At 65.4% G+C, this 14,700-nt stretch carries 12 protein-coding genes; 6 read left to right on the top strand and 6 right to left on the bottom strand.

What is annotated here, in order from left to right:
- The 4 genes from AC1D1S_RS12695 to AC1D1S_RS12680 all read right to left on the bottom strand — a co-directional run.
- Positions 1 to 977: oxidoreductase (locus AC1D1S_RS12695; protein ID WP_476994618.1), on the bottom strand; the 977-nt coding region annotated here is incomplete at its 3' end.
- A gap of 126 nt (positions 978 to 1,103) precedes the next feature.
- The gene (locus tag AC1D1S_RS12690) at positions 1,104 to 2,132 is read right to left on the bottom strand and encodes an ABC transporter permease (protein ID WP_476994617.1); all 1,029 of its coding nucleotides are present in this window, start codon (positions 2,130 to 2,132) and stop codon (positions 1,104 to 1,106) included.
- Positions 2,129 to 3,088: an ABC transporter permease gene (locus tag AC1D1S_RS12685; RefSeq protein ID WP_476994616.1), complete on the bottom strand. Its 960-nt coding sequence runs from the start codon at positions 3,086 to 3,088 to the stop codon at positions 2,129 to 2,131. Before AC1D1S_RS12685 ends, AC1D1S_RS12690 begins: the two co-directional genes overlap by 4 nt.
- Entirely contained in the window at positions 3,085 to 4,593 is a 1,509-nt protein-coding gene (locus AC1D1S_RS12680) for a sugar ABC transporter ATP-binding protein (protein ID WP_476994615.1), read from the bottom strand. The genes AC1D1S_RS12685 and AC1D1S_RS12680 overlap by 4 nt, the downstream gene beginning before the upstream one ends.
- Positions 4,594 to 4,718: 125 nt before the next feature.
- Between AC1D1S_RS12680 and AC1D1S_RS12675 the strand changes: the two genes are divergently transcribed.
- Positions 4,719 to 5,978: a substrate-binding domain-containing protein gene (locus AC1D1S_RS12675; RefSeq protein ID WP_476994614.1), complete on the top strand. Its 1,260-nt coding sequence runs from the start codon at positions 4,719 to 4,721 to the stop codon at positions 5,976 to 5,978.
- A gap of 467 nt (positions 5,979 to 6,445) precedes the next feature.
- Here AC1D1S_RS12675 and AC1D1S_RS12670 read toward each other — a convergent pair whose 3' ends face one another.
- Entirely contained in the window at positions 6,446 to 7,465 is a 1,020-nt protein-coding gene (locus AC1D1S_RS12670) for a dihydrodipicolinate synthase family protein (RefSeq protein WP_476994613.1), read from the bottom strand.
- Between the two features lie 27 nt (positions 7,466 to 7,492).
- Positions 7,493 to 8,506: an ornithine cyclodeaminase family protein gene (locus tag AC1D1S_RS12665; RefSeq protein WP_476994612.1), complete on the bottom strand. Its 1,014-nt coding sequence runs from the start codon at positions 8,504 to 8,506 to the stop codon at positions 7,493 to 7,495.
- Positions 8,507 to 8,651: 145 nt separating this feature from the next.
- On the opposite strand from AC1D1S_RS12665, the gene AC1D1S_RS12660 reads away from it, so the two are divergent.
- From AC1D1S_RS12660 to AC1D1S_RS12640, 5 genes are all read left to right on the top strand, one after another.
- The gene (locus tag AC1D1S_RS12660) at positions 8,652 to 10,028 is read left to right on the top strand and encodes an aldehyde dehydrogenase family protein (RefSeq protein ID WP_476994611.1); all 1,377 of its coding nucleotides are present in this window, start codon (positions 8,652 to 8,654) and stop codon (positions 10,026 to 10,028) included.
- 94 nt (positions 10,029 to 10,122) lie between these two features.
- Entirely contained in the window at positions 10,123 to 11,625 is a 1,503-nt protein-coding gene (locus AC1D1S_RS12655; protein WP_476994610.1) for a bifunctional 3-(3-hydroxy-phenyl)propionate/3-hydroxycinnamic acid hydroxylase, read from the top strand.
- Between the two features lie 41 nt (positions 11,626 to 11,666).
- The gene (locus AC1D1S_RS12650) at positions 11,667 to 12,605 is read left to right on the top strand and encodes a VOC family protein (protein ID WP_364744927.1); all 939 of its coding nucleotides are present in this window, start codon (positions 11,667 to 11,669) and stop codon (positions 12,603 to 12,605) included.
- A 30-nt stretch (positions 12,606 to 12,635) separates the two neighbouring features.
- The gene (locus tag AC1D1S_RS12645) at positions 12,636 to 13,667 is read left to right on the top strand and encodes a fumarylacetoacetate hydrolase family protein (protein ID WP_459384518.1); all 1,032 of its coding nucleotides are present in this window, start codon (positions 12,636 to 12,638) and stop codon (positions 13,665 to 13,667) included.
- On the top strand, positions 13,664 to 14,515 hold the full coding sequence (locus AC1D1S_RS12640) for an ABC transporter substrate-binding protein (protein WP_476994609.1): 852 nt from the start codon (positions 13,664 to 13,666) through the stop codon (positions 14,513 to 14,515). Before AC1D1S_RS12645 ends, AC1D1S_RS12640 begins: the two co-directional genes overlap by 4 nt.
- Positions 14,516 to 14,700 lie beyond the last annotated feature (185 nt).

The raw sequence follows: 14,700 nt of genomic DNA, 5'->3' as shown, positions 1-14,700 counted from the left end.
GCACACTGTTGCGGGTCGAAGGTGCTGCTGAGGAGCAACGGGACCTCGGGCATGGCGGTGCGGAATGCTTGCGGCTCTCCGTGCTCCAGTATGGCGCCCGAAAAGGAGGTGACGTTATTGTCCATCGACTCGTAGTTCGCATCGCTCAGGGCGATATATCCAACCCCTTCCTTTTCAATGATCGACGCAACTTCGGCGAACCCCTGGGGTCCCTGACCATCGGGAAGGTGATCGTTGGTGCTCATTCTGAGGCCCACCGGATAGTCGGTTCCGACTTCGGCCCGGATCGCCCGAATCGTGTCCGTGAGGATGCGGGCTCGGTTTTCGGCACTCCCGCCGTATTCGTCCGTCCTCCAGTTGGTGCGCGGTGAGAGGAAGGAGGAATAGAGGTAGCGCATGTGCGCGCCCAGCTCGATGCCGTCGAAGCCGGCCGCCTTTGCTCGCCGTACGGCGGCGACGGCCTGCTCCTGGACCTCGAGGATTTCCTCCTTGGTGATCTCCTCCGGCGTCGGGTTCGTTCGACCGCCGGGAATGTAGAAACCGTGAGGCAGGCGGGGTGCGGCCATGCGGACGGGCTTCGGGCTCGCGGCCCTTGTGGGCCGGCCGTCGCCCGGCACGCCCATGGCGCCGAAGCTCGGGAAGATCTGGGCGAAGATGGGTACATCGTGCTTGTGCACGGCATCGACCATGCGCCGCAGCCCCGGAATGAACTCGTCCCGGTCGAAGCGCATCAAGGGCTGGAACGGCGCCTCCTGGTTCCCGCGCTCGGTGGCCACGCCGCCACCGATGATCAGCAGCCCAGCGCCGCCGCGTGCCCGCGTGGTGAGGAACGCGATGGTCTGATCGCTGGGATGGCCGTCCTTTGTCGGCTGGAGGACGGCCATGGGGCTAAGCACATAGCGGTTCTTGATCGTCAGGCCGTCGATTTTCCAGGGGCTGGAAAGCACTTCGGCGACAGTTGCTGTCTCGGGGGACATTTTATTCTCCTTGGTTTTCAGTTGGACCAGGATGAAATGACTCATCCAAAATTGGCATCCGACTCGGCTCGTATCGTGACCGCGCGTCGCAGTGGACCGCCGGAAGTAGGGGACCCGGACCAGGCCTCAGAACCTGTCTCGGACGTGGCGTTCCCGACCGTAGAGCGAGACCACAGCAAGGATGATGACGCCGAAGACGATGCGGCTCTGGGCTTCCGTCAGCCCATTGCTGACGATGATCGTTGACAAGAGGGTGAGAGTGAGTGCGCCCAGCAGCGTGCGGGTGTAGCTGCCGCGAATCGAGCCGAAGATCGACCCGCCGACGAGGACCGCGGCCAGACCAGAGAACAGGTAGGGTTCCCCGATGGTTTGCGACCATCCCGCGCCGAAGGATGCGATGAAGACGCCGGCAACCCCGGCCAGGGCTCCGGAGGCCGCAAAGACCATGGTCCACACGGCAGCGGTCCGGACCCTGGCCAATCGCGCGGCCCGGAAATTGATTCCCGTCGCGTAGAAGCGACGTCCCGCCGCGGTGCGATTGAGGAAAAGCCACATTCCCGCCCCGCAGAGAAGCACGATCAGGATGATCGGGGGGAACGGCAGGCCGAGGCTGGTCCCCCTTAGGCTGGCCAGGGAACGCAGCGCCTCCGGCGGGGCGGAGGAATAGTCGCCGTCGGCGAGGAACAGGGTCGCGCCCGTGATGGCTGCGCCGGTGCCCAGCGTGACGACTAGTGGCTGGACCGCGAAGCGGTGGCAGATCCAGCCGATCAGGGCGCCGATGCCGCCGCAGGCCAGAACTGTGATCAGCAGGGCTACGACCGGAGGGACCCCGAGCTTGCCCGCGACGTTCGCCGCCATGAAGGCACCGAAAAGGATGTAGCCCGGTGCCGCCAGGTCAAGTCCGCCCAGGATCACCACAAGCGTCTGGCCCATGGCTGCCAGGGCCAGCAGGGACGTGATGACCAGTATCGACGTGATTGACCTGGGGTTCGCGATGGCCGGAATGGTGATCACCAGCCAGGCTGCCAAGGCCGCCACGACGAGTACCTGGAGGGCCGGTACCTCGAAGGCCCAGGCCCTGAACGTGGTCCAGGGCCTGGGCCGGACCGTTGGTGCCTGGGTTCTTGGTGCGGGGGGCACGGTGTCACTGCTCATGATGCGTTCCTCTTCAAACGGGGGGCCAGCAGCGTCGCGCCCAGCACGACGCCAACGACGAGGACGGCGCCGTAGGCAAATTGGATGAGGCTGGGTGCCACGCCCGAGGCCGTGAGCAACTGCTGCAGCAGATAAATGGAGACCGCCCCGAAGAGGGCCCCCAACAGCCCGCCGCGGCCGCCGGCCAGGCTCGTCCCGCCCAGCACGGCCGCGGCGAGCCCCAGCAGGGCATAGGTGGAGGCGAGCGAAGACTGCGATGACTGCACGATTGCCGTCAGGGCGATTCCCGCGATGCCGGCGAACAGGCCGCCGAGGGTATAGGCCAGGATCCGGATTGCCTTGATGTTCACGCCGGAACCGTAGGCTGAAACATCACTCTCGCCGGTCGCGAGGAGATTGCTGACGAAGGCCGTTCGGCGCAGGGCGAACCAGATCAGCCCGGCGACGCCGATGGTCAAGAGAGCGCCCGGGACGACGCCGATGCCCCCGGCGAAGACCTCCGTCCAATTATTCGGGGCGGCCACCGGATTCTGGGCGATGGTCAGCGACAGGCCAACGAGCAGGAACAGCATCCCGGTGGTTGCGACCACCGGATGCAGGCGCAAGACGGCGACCAGGATTCCGTTCAGGGCTCCGATTCCGGCAGCCACCGCCAAGATGATGGGTGCCGCGAGATCCCAGTTGCCCAGCCCCGCGGGAATGAGGATGGCGACGAACAGGCAGTTGATGAAGGTGGCCAGGGGACCGACCGAAATGTCAATGCCACCGGCGAGGATCGAGGGCGTGGAGGCGAATCCCACCAGCACGAACGGCGCCAGCGTGGCCAGGGTGCCGGGGAGACGCKCGGGGGAGAGGAAGGACGGTGAGACGATCAGGTTCAACACCAGCAGCACCAGTGCGAGCAGGAAGGCAAAGGCGAAAGGCCAGCGCTGGAACAGGGGGAGGACGCGGTTCATGTATGCACCTCTGATTTCTGGCCGAAGTATGCGGCGACGATGGACTCGGTGGAAAGCTCGGAATGGGGGATCTCGGTAAACACTGATTGGTCGCGGAAGACCAAGACGCGGTCTGCGAGGTCAACGAGTTCGTCGACCTCGCTGGAGAGGACCACGACGCTCATGCCTTCGGCACTGAGTCGGTGCAGGATTGCGTAGATCTCCCGCTTGGTCCCGATGTCGACCCCTCGTGTGGGGTCGTTAAGCAGCAGGACCTTGGGGTCCGTGGCAAGCCAGCGGGCCAGCAGCACCTTCTGTTGGTTACCGCCGGACAATGTTGAAATTGCATCCTGCGCTGCACCGAAGCGCAGGGACAAGGTCCGAGCGAACGCATCGAACCGGCGGGCAATGCTGCGGGTGTCCAGCAACCCGCCGCGGCGGTCCTTGGCCAGGGTCGGGAGCGCGAAGTTTTCGCGGATCGACATGGATTCGAACAGCGACTCGCCACGACGTTCGCGCGGCAGGTAGGCGACCCCCAGGGCATCCCCGTTGCGCTCGGTAAGCTCTGCGGCGCCCTCGGGCCGGATGCGAACAACACTGCCGGGCCCGGCAGCCACGCCGGCCAGGCGTTTGATGAAGTGGTCCTGTCCGTGGCCTTCTAGCCCGGCAAGGCCCACGACTTCGCCGGCGCGCAGCTCGAAGTCGATGGGTGCCGAGGCCGACGCCAGGCGCACGGCGGATCCCCGAAGGCTGACGTCCCCGGGGTCGTGCGGTTGCCGCCGGGCCTCGTCGTGGCCGGAGTTTCCGGTCATGTCCGCGATCAACCGGTCGACGGACAGGTCCGAACGTTCGACGGTGGACACGCTCCGGCCGGACCGCAGAACGGTGACCCGGTCCGAGATCTCCGCGACCTCGTCCATCCGGTGCGAGATAAACAGGATGGCGGTTCCCACGGCCGCGAGCCGGCGCAGCTCGACGAAGAGCCGATCACGGGACCTGACGTCCAGGGAAGCCGTCGACTCATCAAGGATGAGCACCTTGGGCTTTCGCACGAGCGCCCGCGCAATGCAGATGGACTGTCGCTCGGAGAGCGAGAATTGGCCGGCGGGAAGATCGAGGGGCACCTCGCCGGCGATACGCGAGAGGACATCCTGCGCGATCGATTGCTGCTCGGCGCGGCCCAGCCGGCGACGGAACGTCCCGTGGGACCCGAGCCAGACATTCTCGAGGACCGACTGGTTCCCTGCGGTGAGGACCTCTTGGAACACCGCCGCAATCCCCAGATCCATGGCCTCGCGGGGCGATCGGCTGTTGACGGGGACGCCGTCCAATGTGATGGAGCCGGTGTCAGGACGGTGAACCCCACCCAGGATCTTTACCAGCGTGCTCTTCCCTGAGCCGTTTTCGCCCAAGAGCGTGTGGATCTCGCCCGGCCGGAGATGGAGGTCACCGTCGATAACAGCGCGCGTGGCACCGAACCGCTTGCTCACCCCGGCTAGCATCAGGCCGGATGGTTGGTTGTTCACGGCGAATCTCCTTTGAATGGCCGATAATGTGTCGCAGGTCATATTCGAAACTAGACGAATCGTACCGCATACGCCTACTCTGATGCCATACGATACGAATCGTTTTATACGGCAGGAGATAATTCATGAAGAAGACGACGTTTTTCCCCAGCTTCCCGACGGTCGGCGCCGCGATCCTGGGGGCCGGCGCCCTCGTCCTGACGGGCTGTTCGGCATCGGCGCCGGCGGCCCCGGGCTCCTCCGGAGGGGCAACCCCMGCCAAGGTGTCGCCCGAGGCAGCCGGGACCTGCGGGTCGCTGCCAACGGATGCAGCGAACGATCCGAACGCCCTGCTGTCCGGTTTACCTAAGGAGATCGCCGCGGGCTACAACCTCTACCCGTACGAGATCCGGAAGTCGGCATGGGCCGACTACAAGTCGAAGAAGACTGACGGTTTCACGGCCGCGATCGTGGGCATGCCACCTGCCAGTCCCTTCATTGCCTCCATGTCGGCGGCCATCCGCACTAGCCTGAAGGCCAATGGAGTCAAGATTGTCGGCGACTTCGCCCCGGATGACCCGTCGAACGTGCCCCTGCAGCTCCAGCAGTTCAACGAAGCGCTCTCGCTCAAGCCGGACGTGATCATCTACACCGCCATCGCACCGGAGCCTTCCGTGAAGCTGGCCAAGGCCGCCCATGACGCCGGCATCCCGCTGGTCGCCGCCCAGGTGCCTATCGATTCCGAATACGCCGTGAGCGTCACGAGGAATACCCCCCTCGCGATCGCCCAGGTCACCGCCGGCACGGTGGCGGCAATCGGGGGCAAGGGCAACGTCCTGCGCGTCGACGGCATCCCGGGCATCCCGGTCTCGACCTTCGCGGGCATGGGCATCGACGCCATCCTGAAAAACTGCCCGGAGGTCAAGGTCGCCGGGTCGGTCACGGGCTTCTTCCAGCCGGCCACGGCCCAGGCGGAGGTCCAGAAGTTCCTTGCGACCCACCCTGCCGGGGTTGACGCCGTCTTGCAGGCCGGAACGATGGGCGTAGGCATCCGCAACGCCTTTGTGGAATCGGGCCTGGAGGTGCCGCCGATCGCGGACGACGGGTCCAGTCACGGATTCTCCTCCTGGGCGCTGGCAAACTCCGACTACCCTTACTTCGGCACCACGACCCCGTCTGTGCGCACCGGTGAGGCGGTGGTCGATGTGGCCCTGCGCATCCTGAAGGGCGAGGGCCCCAAGATCAACCAGATCGTTGAGCCCTCGGTGATCGTCTCCCGGGAGAACCTCGCCAAGGTCGCGGACCCCTCGTGGGACCGCAATGACCTGACCGACCTGGCCGGCGCCCCTGAAGACTACCTTCCCACCGACCGGCTCAATGCATTCTTCTCAAACCCCGGCGAATAGGGATGGCGCGTGCCATGAGCAGGAGAGATGAATCCGCCACACGGCCTGCCGATGGCCGGGTTCCGGGACGAACGCCGGGCCGGTGAGCGATTCCATGCGTTCTTCGGAAAATCCCGGAGCCTGACGCCGACGCGGGAGCACACTCATCACCGGTCTTGAACCGGAGCGGGGGGCCTCTTCCACCGGGTGGATGTCGAATCGACATCCACCCGGGAAGGGGCCCTCGCCTGCTGCTGGGCTGCACGGTGAACGCGGCGGCCGGCACGGAAGCCAGGATTCAGCAATCCTGCCAGAGGCTTGGGCTGCCAGTCCGGCAAGCCGCCGTCGTTTTGCCGGCCGCGGGTCAGGTGCTGCATCTTCTCCGGCRTCGTCTTTCACACGCAAAGAAGCCCCTTGGACCACCGAACCAGCCAGCCGGTTCAGTGGTCCAAGGGGCTTTGCAGTGCCGGCACGCGGCCGGGCATGGCTTAGGCGCTGACGCGTCCGCGCAAAAATTCGGAGTCCGGGGAATCGGTGACGGGCAGTCCCGAGGCTTCCAGGCTTGCGCGCAGCTGCTTCATGAAACGGTCGGGAAGCCTGACTGCCGGCGGGCGCAGGGCGCCGCCGTTGAAGCCGGAGAGCCACTCCTGGTACTTCCACTGGGTGCGGTTAATGGAGCTGGTGCCCGGGGTGGAAGTGGACGATACAGCCATATTGGCGGCCCGGGCCGGCTGGACCTCCCAGTAGCGCTTCATGGCTTCTTCCCACTTGCCGTTGCGCGCCAGTTCGAAGGCCTTGGGGTAGTAGCCTCCCATCCAGTTCGTGTTCGCGGTGCCGGAGAACTGGACGTCCAAGACCGACATGAGGGGGATTATTTCGGCCTCGATGGGGCAGGAAATCACTACTTCATCGCGGAAGTGGTGGTACATCTCCATGACGCCGGGGATGCCCGGGTAGCCCTGTTCGGCTTTGATGGCGACGATGCTCGGCATCGCGTCGAGGACGCGGCGCACGAAGTCCACGCTCATGCCTGCGGGGTGGATGCGCTCGAAGCCCCAGGCGGGGAGCGGGAACAGCATGGTGGCCAGATCGGTTTCATCGGTGAAACGCTTGGTGTAGTCGAACACCTCGTCGTACGAGGTCGGCCAGAACGATGAAGGGTAGGCCAGCAGCGCGCGGTCCGCGCCGGCCTTGGAAGCCAGGTTTGCTGCATGGATGTTTTCTTCCAGGGTGCCGAAGATTGCGTGGAAGAAGAGTGCGAAGTCCGGTCCTGCCGCCTCGCGGGCGATGGCTGTGATCCGGGCGTTCTCCTCCGGGGTGATATTCGCTTCGGCGATCAGCAGGGAACCCTTGTAGCCACGTTCCTTGAGCAGGAGGATGTCGTGGCGGATCGCGTTTTCGTTGATGGCAGAAAAGTCCGGGGTAAAGGACGGGTGCGTCACCGCGACGGTGCCGACGAAGTTCTCCCGGGCCCAGGAGCGGGCTTCGGATTTGGTGTATTCCACCATGTTGTTCTCCTTTATTGTCAGTGGGGTCTATTTGCGGCTGGTGACGATGCCCACGGGAAGGACGGTGCCAATGCCCTCGGCGCGGGCGCGGTTGACGAGCATCTCGGCAACAACGATGTCCTGCAGGCCGGAACCGGTCGACTTGTAGATACGGATCCCGTGCTCCGCGTCGATGGCGGTTTCGCCGATCAGGGCGGCATTGAGTGTGACAATGAGCGAATCCACATCGACGCCGTGTGCCCGGGCCGCAATCATGTCCCCGCTTCCGTGCACGACCTCGTCACGGCTATCCACCACGACCACCGCGGCCCGGGCGATCAGCTCCGCAGGCAGCTCGCGTTGGGCCGGGGTCGTGGAACCGATCGAGACCACCGCGGCGTTCGGGCCGACCCATTCGGCCAGCAGCGTCGGGGACTCGTCGCGGGAGCGTGCAGCGCACAGAATGAGATCCGCGCCTTCCGCGGCCTCGCGGGCCGAGCCGACAGCACGTGCGGGCGCGCCGAACGCGCCGTCGAACTCGGCCGCAAAGGCCTCGCGGTTGGCAGGGGTCGGACTGAACACACGGATGTCAGCGAACTCCAACAGGTGGGAAAAGGCCGTCAGGTGGGAGCGCGCCTMAAAGCCGGAGCCGATCACACCGACGATCAGCGGCCGCTGCGGCACGATCGTGGAGGTGCCCACGGCGGTGGTCGCGGCGGTGCGCAGGCCGGTGACGCGGTTTCCGTCCACGAGAGCCACCAGATCCGCGGTGTCCTTGTCGAAGAGTGAAATCAGATAGCTGACGCGCAGGCCGTCCGCGAAGGACCCGGCGATTGACTTTGCCCCGAACAGACTGCCGCTCTGCGGCACCGAGGGCATGATCCGCAACCATTCGCGAGATGTCTGGGCGAAAATCCTTCCCGGTGTGCCGCCCTCGTCGTCGGGGGCCTTGTACGCGGTGCGGATGGCCTCGATCGCCCCCGGCCAGTCCGCAAGGCTGGCCACATCAGCGTCGGTGAGAAAGAGCGGAAGATTGTTCGGCAACTCGCCATTGGTGCTCACGGGGGCACTCCTTGGATGTCGGGCAGCCGTTCCACGGGCTGCTGGCGTGGGTGGATACATCATGGAAACTAAAATAGTATCCGATACGAATCGTATCCTATATAGTTGTGATCGAGAACACGTCTCCAGGAAAAGGACCCCACCCATGGCAATCGCAACCGTCAACCCGACCACCGGTTCGACCGAAATGATCATCGAGCCGCACTCGGCCGAGGAAGTCCAGGCCCGCATCGCGGAGGCCGCCGAAGCGGCGCGGCTGCTGCGCGGCACAACCTTTGCCCAGCGAGCGCAGTGGATGCTCGCTGCGGGGGACATTCTGGAGGATCAGGCGGAGGGCCTCGGTGAGCTGATCACCGTCGAGATGGGCAAGCCGATTGCGCAATCGATTGCCGAGGTGCACAAGTGCGTCAAGGCCATGCGTTTCTACGCCGAGCATGCCGAGGAATTCCTGGCCGATGCCCCGCTGAAGGACCCGTCGTCGGTCGGCGCGAGCCGCGCCTGGACCCGCTACGAGCCACTGGGGACGGTGTTGGCGGTCATGCCCTGGAACTACCCGCTCTGGCAAGTCATCCGCTTTGCGGCCCCGGCGCTTATGGCGGGCAACTCCGGCTTGCTCAAGCATGCCTCGAACGTGCCCCAGGCTGCGCTCTTCCTCGACACACTCTTTGAGCGGGCAGGGTTCCCGCGCGGCTCCTTCCGCACCCTGCTGATCGGCGGCTCCCAGGTTGCCGGCGTCCTGGCCGATCCGAGGGTCAAAGCGGTGACCCTGACGGGTTCCGAGCCGGCGGGGCGCTCGGTCGCCTCCAGTGCCGGGGACCACGTGAAGAAGGCCGTGCTGGAACTGGGCGGGTCGGACCCTTTCATTGTCATGCCCTCGGCGGACGTCTCCGCCGCGGCGGAGACCGCCGTGCGTGCACGGATCAGCAACAATGGCCAGTCCTGCATCGCCGGCAAGCGGTTCATCGTGCACACCGAGGTCTATGACGCGTTCGCCGCCGAATTCGTGAAGCTGATGTCGGAGCTTAATGTCGGGGACCCGCTGAATCCCGCGACTCAGGTGGGGCCCTTGGCCACCTTGTCCGGACGCGACGAACTGGCCGAGCTCGTCGAGGACGCCCGTTCCCTGGGTGCCCAGGTGCTGACCGGCGGGGTGGTTCCCGAGGGCCCCGGCTTCTTCTATGCCCCCACGGTGCTCGCCGGACTCAGCGAAGAGATGCGGATCATCCAGGAGGAGACCTTTGGGCCCGTCGCGTCGCTGTACTGCGCCCGGGACCGCGAGGATGCCCTCCGGATTGCGAACCAGACCACCTTCGGGCTTTCCAGTGCGGTCTGGACTGCTGATGCCGAGGAGGAGGAATGGTTTACGGCCAACCTTGACGCCGGCGCGGTGTTCGTCAACGGCATGACGGTTTCGTACCAGGAGCTGCCGTTCGGCGGGATCAAGCGTTCCGGGTTCGGTCGGGAACTGGCTGCGGACGGGATCAGGGAATTCTGCAATCTCAAGACCATCTGGAAGGCGTAAGCAAGCCGGAAGCCCATCAGCTAACCCTTGTGCGGCTAAGTGATGCATGTTACTTTTTATTCGAAACGATACGTACTGAACTTGAAGGAGCAAGATGGCTAACGTCAACGTCGACGTGGTAGTGATCGGGGGAGGGCCTGTAGGAGTCACTGCGCTGGCCTTGCTGGGGCGCGCAGGTCTGACCGCCGTCGGGGTGGAGCGTGATGTCCAGGTTTGGCCAACTGCCCGCGCCGTGCACTTTGATGGTGAAACCTTCCGCACCCTCCAATCGCTGGGAGTCGCCGAGCGCTTTGCCGAGGTTACTTTGCCGATGTCCTCCTTCCACATCGAGAACGAGGAGCGGGAAGTCCTGGTGTCCTTGCCCACGGGTCAGTTTGGCACCCAGGGTTGGCACGACGATCTCACCTTTCACCAACCGGACATCGAGGTTCTGCTGCGGGATGTCGTGGAAGAACTTCCCGGTGTCGAGCTCCGCCGAGGCACCAGCGTGCTCTCCGTGCGCAATGAGGGACCGGGCGTCGAGGTGGCGGTGCGTGACTCCGACGGCGCGGAATCCTTAATCCGCGCCCGCTGGGCCATCGCAGCGGACGGGGCGCGCTCGCAGACCCGCCAGGCGCTGGGCATCGAGTGCGAAAAGCTGGGCGAGGATGCACAGTGGCTTGTCGCGGACGGCATTTTGGAAGAAGGCCCCGGCCTGTCTTCCGACATGATCTTCCTGGGTCATCACACAAGGCCCGCCCTGTGGATCCGCCTCCCCGGCAAACGGGTGCGGATGGAGTTCATGTTGATGCCGGGGGACGACCCCGAGGAAATTGCCACCCCTGAGGGTGTGGAAAAGATCAGCCACGGCGTGCTGCCGGCAGGCAGATTCACTGCAGACCGGCTGGCTATTTATACCTTCCGTGGCCGCATCGCACGGCAGTGGCGCGCCGGGAACATCTTCCTGGCGGGGGACGCAGCCCACCAGGCGCCACCGCTTTTTGGTCAGGGCCTATGCGCCGGATTACGCGACGTGGCCAACCTGGTGTGGAAGCTCGATGCCGTCAAACGCGGTGCGGCCGACGACAGCCTCCTTGACACCTACGAGAGTGAACGCATGCCGCATGCACGGTTCTGGGTCGAGCAGGCAACCCGGGCGGCGGGCTTCATGCAAACCACCGACGCCGACACCGCGAAGCAGCGTGACGCCTTCATCCGCGCAAACCCCGCCGCATCCGCACCGATCTCACCCGCGCTGGGCCCTGGCCTGCACGACGGCGGCACCGACGAACGCGCCGGCCGGCTCGGCATGCAGCCGATCCTCGCCGACGGGGTGCGCCTGGATGACATGGTGGGAAGCCGTTTCCTGGTGGCAACAACCCGCGAGCTCTATGCCGCGGTCCCGGCCCCACTGCGGGAACTACTTGAGGAACATGCCGACGTCGTGGTCCTGTTCGATCCGGCCAAGGTCGGCCAGATCCTTGCCGCCGCCGGCGCCCAGGCGGTCGTCGTTCGCCCGGACCGCTACATCCTGGGCCTCGGCGACACCCCCGAGGCCCTGGAGCGCCTCATCCGCAGCATTCCGCAGGCCGGCCACAACGTGCCGGCACGCATCTAAACCCACATCCGCGTCAAACGGACAGAACACAGGAGACCATCATGGCATTCAGCCCCATCACACACCTGAGGCACTTCGACATCGCGGTGCCCGACTACCAGAAGCAGGTTGAGTTCTACAAGAACCACTGGGGCCTCACCGAAATGGAGAACGACGGCGGCGTGACCTACTTCGCCGCCGAGGGATCCCCGGAACAGTATTCGGTCCGCGTGCGCGAGGCCGAGGAGAAGCGCCTTGACATGGTCGCGTTCGGCGCGGCGGACAAGGCCTCGGTGGACCAGCTCGCCTCGGACCTCATTGCCAAGGGCGTGAAGCTCATTGGCGAACCCGATGACGTCAAGACCCTCGGTGGGGGATACGGCTTCCGCTTCTTCGACTTGGAGGGACGCACCATCGAGGTCTCCTCCGATGTTGAGGTGCGCAAGCACCGCAAGATCGAGGAACGCGAGGCGATCCCGGTGCGGCTCTCCCACGTGGTGCTCAACTCCCCGGAACCGGAAAAGATGCGCGCCTGGTATGAACAGCATCTGGGCTTCCGTCTCTCCGACACCCTGAACCACCCGCACATGGGCGACCTCTTCTACTTCATGCGCTGCAATGCACAACACCACTCCATAGCGATCTCCCGCGGTCCGCATGCCTCGCTGCAGCACGCGTCCTTCGAGCTGCGCGGCATCGACGAGTACATGCGCGGAAGCGGCAAGCTGCTGCGGTCCGGGTTCAAGAAAATCTGGGGCCCTGGCCGCCACAAGGCCGGGGACAACACCTTCACCTACTTCCACGATCCCAACGGGAACACCATGGAATACACCACCGAGCTGGATTCGGTGGATGAGGATACCTGGCATCCAAGCATCTTTGACACGCGCGACCCCGAGACCTCCGACCAATGGGGAACCGGCGGCGACATGGACGAATTCATCGCCCGCGAAATGTTCAACGACCGCGACAAGGGCCTGTACGTGGCCCCACCGGTATAGCGGCAGCAGACAATGACTAATGGAGGATTCATGGAAGAGGCACGCGTGAATGGATTCATGCTGGGCACTTTCGAGGACGGCGGGGAGGAGTTTCCCGGTGTGGTCTTCGGCGACGACGTCGTTGACCTGCGCACAGTGGTGCCGGGAATCGGGCGGATCGGGGACCTGTTCGCTGACTGGGATGCGCACCTGGACGCCCTCGAGGCCGTCGACCCGGCAGCGGCGGGCGCACGCCCGCTCGACGGGCTGCGGGTGCTGCCGCCGGTGCAGCCGGTGGGCACCATCATCGCCGCGGGGGCGAACTACCGTGAGCACGTCCTGCAGATGAGTGTGGCCCACAAGCTCGGCAAGGAAGGCGCCGATGCGGCGCAACTGGCCGCCGACGCCGCAGCCGAAATCGACGAGCGCGGCCGGACGGGCGACCCCTACGTCTGGACCGGGATCCCCTCGGCGGTCTGCGGCGCCTACGATGACGTGAAGTTGCCGGATGTCGGCGGAAACGTCGACTGGGAACTGGAGCTTGGCGTGGTCATCGGCCGCAGGGCGCACCGGGTCGCGGCCGAAGACGCTTTCGACTACGTGGCCGGGTATACGATCGTCAACGACATCACGGCGCGCACGCTCGTACCGCGCAACGACATCGCGATGATGGGCACCGACTGGTTCCGTGCCAAGAACCAGCCGACGTTCTTCCCCACCGGCCCCTACGTGGTGCCGAAGCGGTTCGTCCCGGATCCTGCGAAGCTCCGCATCCGCTTGAGCCTCAACGGCACGCTGATGCAGGATGCCTTGGCCGATGACCTGCTCTTCGACATCCCGAGCCTGATCGCCTACGCCTCCTCGGTGGCCGTGCTGCTGCCCGGCGATGTCCTCATCACCGGTTCGCCTGCGGGCAACGGTTCGCATTGGGGCCGTTACCTGAGGGACGGCGACGTGATGGAGGCGGAAATCTCTGGTCTCGGCATCCAGCGTTCAACGGTCCGTGGGCCTAGCGGGCAGTTGCCTCCCTGGTATGTGGATCGCCCGGACGCGGTCGCCGCGGCCGGCGGGGCCGCCCCGTGATCCTGCGTCAAAGCCACTTCGTTCCGCCGGTGTCCTATCTGCTGGCGGCCGAGCTGGGATTTCTGCGCGGTGTTGAGGTGCTGCCCACCCGGACGCCCTCGAGCGCGGAGCAGCTGCGGGCCCTGCTTGCCGGGGAGCAGGACATGGTGGTCACGGCTATCGACAACCTGTTCGAATGGACCCGGGCCGGCGCCGACGTGCGCCTGGTTGCCCAGGTCGAGCAGACCACGCAGCTGGGCATCCATGCAGGCGGTGACGTGGAATCCCTCGCGGACCTGGCCGGGTGCCGGTTCGCCGTGGACGCCCCCGACAACGGTTTCGCGCTCATCGCCAAGCACCTGCTACGGGACGCCGGCGTCGAGGTCGACTACGTGGTGGTGGGCGGCGTTCGCGAACGCTTGGACGCGCTGCTTGGCGGCCAAGTGGACGCGACCCTGCTCGGGCCGCCGTTCGACAAACTGGCCGAAAAGGCCGGGATGCGGCGCGTGGTGGACGTCAATGCCCTGCTGCCGGAACTGCCGGGCCAAGGCCTGGTGGTCCGCGCCGAGCTTCTCGCTTCCGCAGAGCTGGAACGCTACCTGGGCGCTTTGGTGCGCGGGGTGGCGGCCGGAGAGTCGATGACCGACGCGGAGKGAATCGAGTTGCTTGAACGCTGCGGCTACCAGGCGGCGGCCACGGCGGCCTGGGGCGCGCGCGCCCGCACGCTTGCGGTGGATCAGCGCGGACTTGGACTGCTGACCGGGATCCGTCGAAGCCTGGGCATGCTTCCGCCGGACATCGGGCTGGAGGAGCTCTGCGACGGCGAACCACTCCTGAGGGCCACCCGGGCCGCCACGGTCGGTAACTGAGCGTCACCCCCACGAACTTGTCTATTGCAACCCCACCAACCCAATGCGATACTGTACGTATCGTATGTTTGATGTCCAAAGGAGCAACCATGAAACTGGGACGTATAGCAGTGCCCACGCCCGACGGCGAGCAGATTCGACTCGTCGCGGCCCAGCCGGAGCAGGGCCGGGTTATTGCCCTTGCC

Source organism: Arthrobacter sp. P1_A5 (genome assembly GCF_056406825.1).
Note: the sequence above shows the minus strand (reverse complement) of the source record. Positions and strands in the feature narration are given on the sequence as shown.

Coding starts and splice junctions, on each gene's coding strand:
- AC1D1S_RS12690 (WP_476994617.1), bottom strand. CDS start 2,132: ATGAGCAGTGACACCGTGCCCCCCGCACCAAGAACCCAGGCACCAACG.
- AC1D1S_RS12670 (WP_476994613.1), bottom strand. CDS start 7,465: ATGGTGGAATACACCAAATCCGAAGCCCGCTCCTGGGCCCGGGAGAAC.
- AC1D1S_RS12660 (WP_476994611.1), top strand. CDS start 8,652: ATGGCAATCGCAACCGTCAACCCGACCACCGGTTCGACCGAAATGATC.
- AC1D1S_RS12655 (WP_476994610.1), top strand. CDS start 10,123: ATGGCTAACGTCAACGTCGACGTGGTAGTGATCGGGGGAGGGCCTGTA.
- AC1D1S_RS12650 (WP_364744927.1), top strand. CDS start 11,667: ATGGCATTCAGCCCCATCACACACCTGAGGCACTTCGACATCGCGGTG.
- AC1D1S_RS12645 (WP_459384518.1), top strand. CDS start 12,636: ATGGAAGAGGCACGCGTGAATGGATTCATGCTGGGCACTTTCGAGGAC.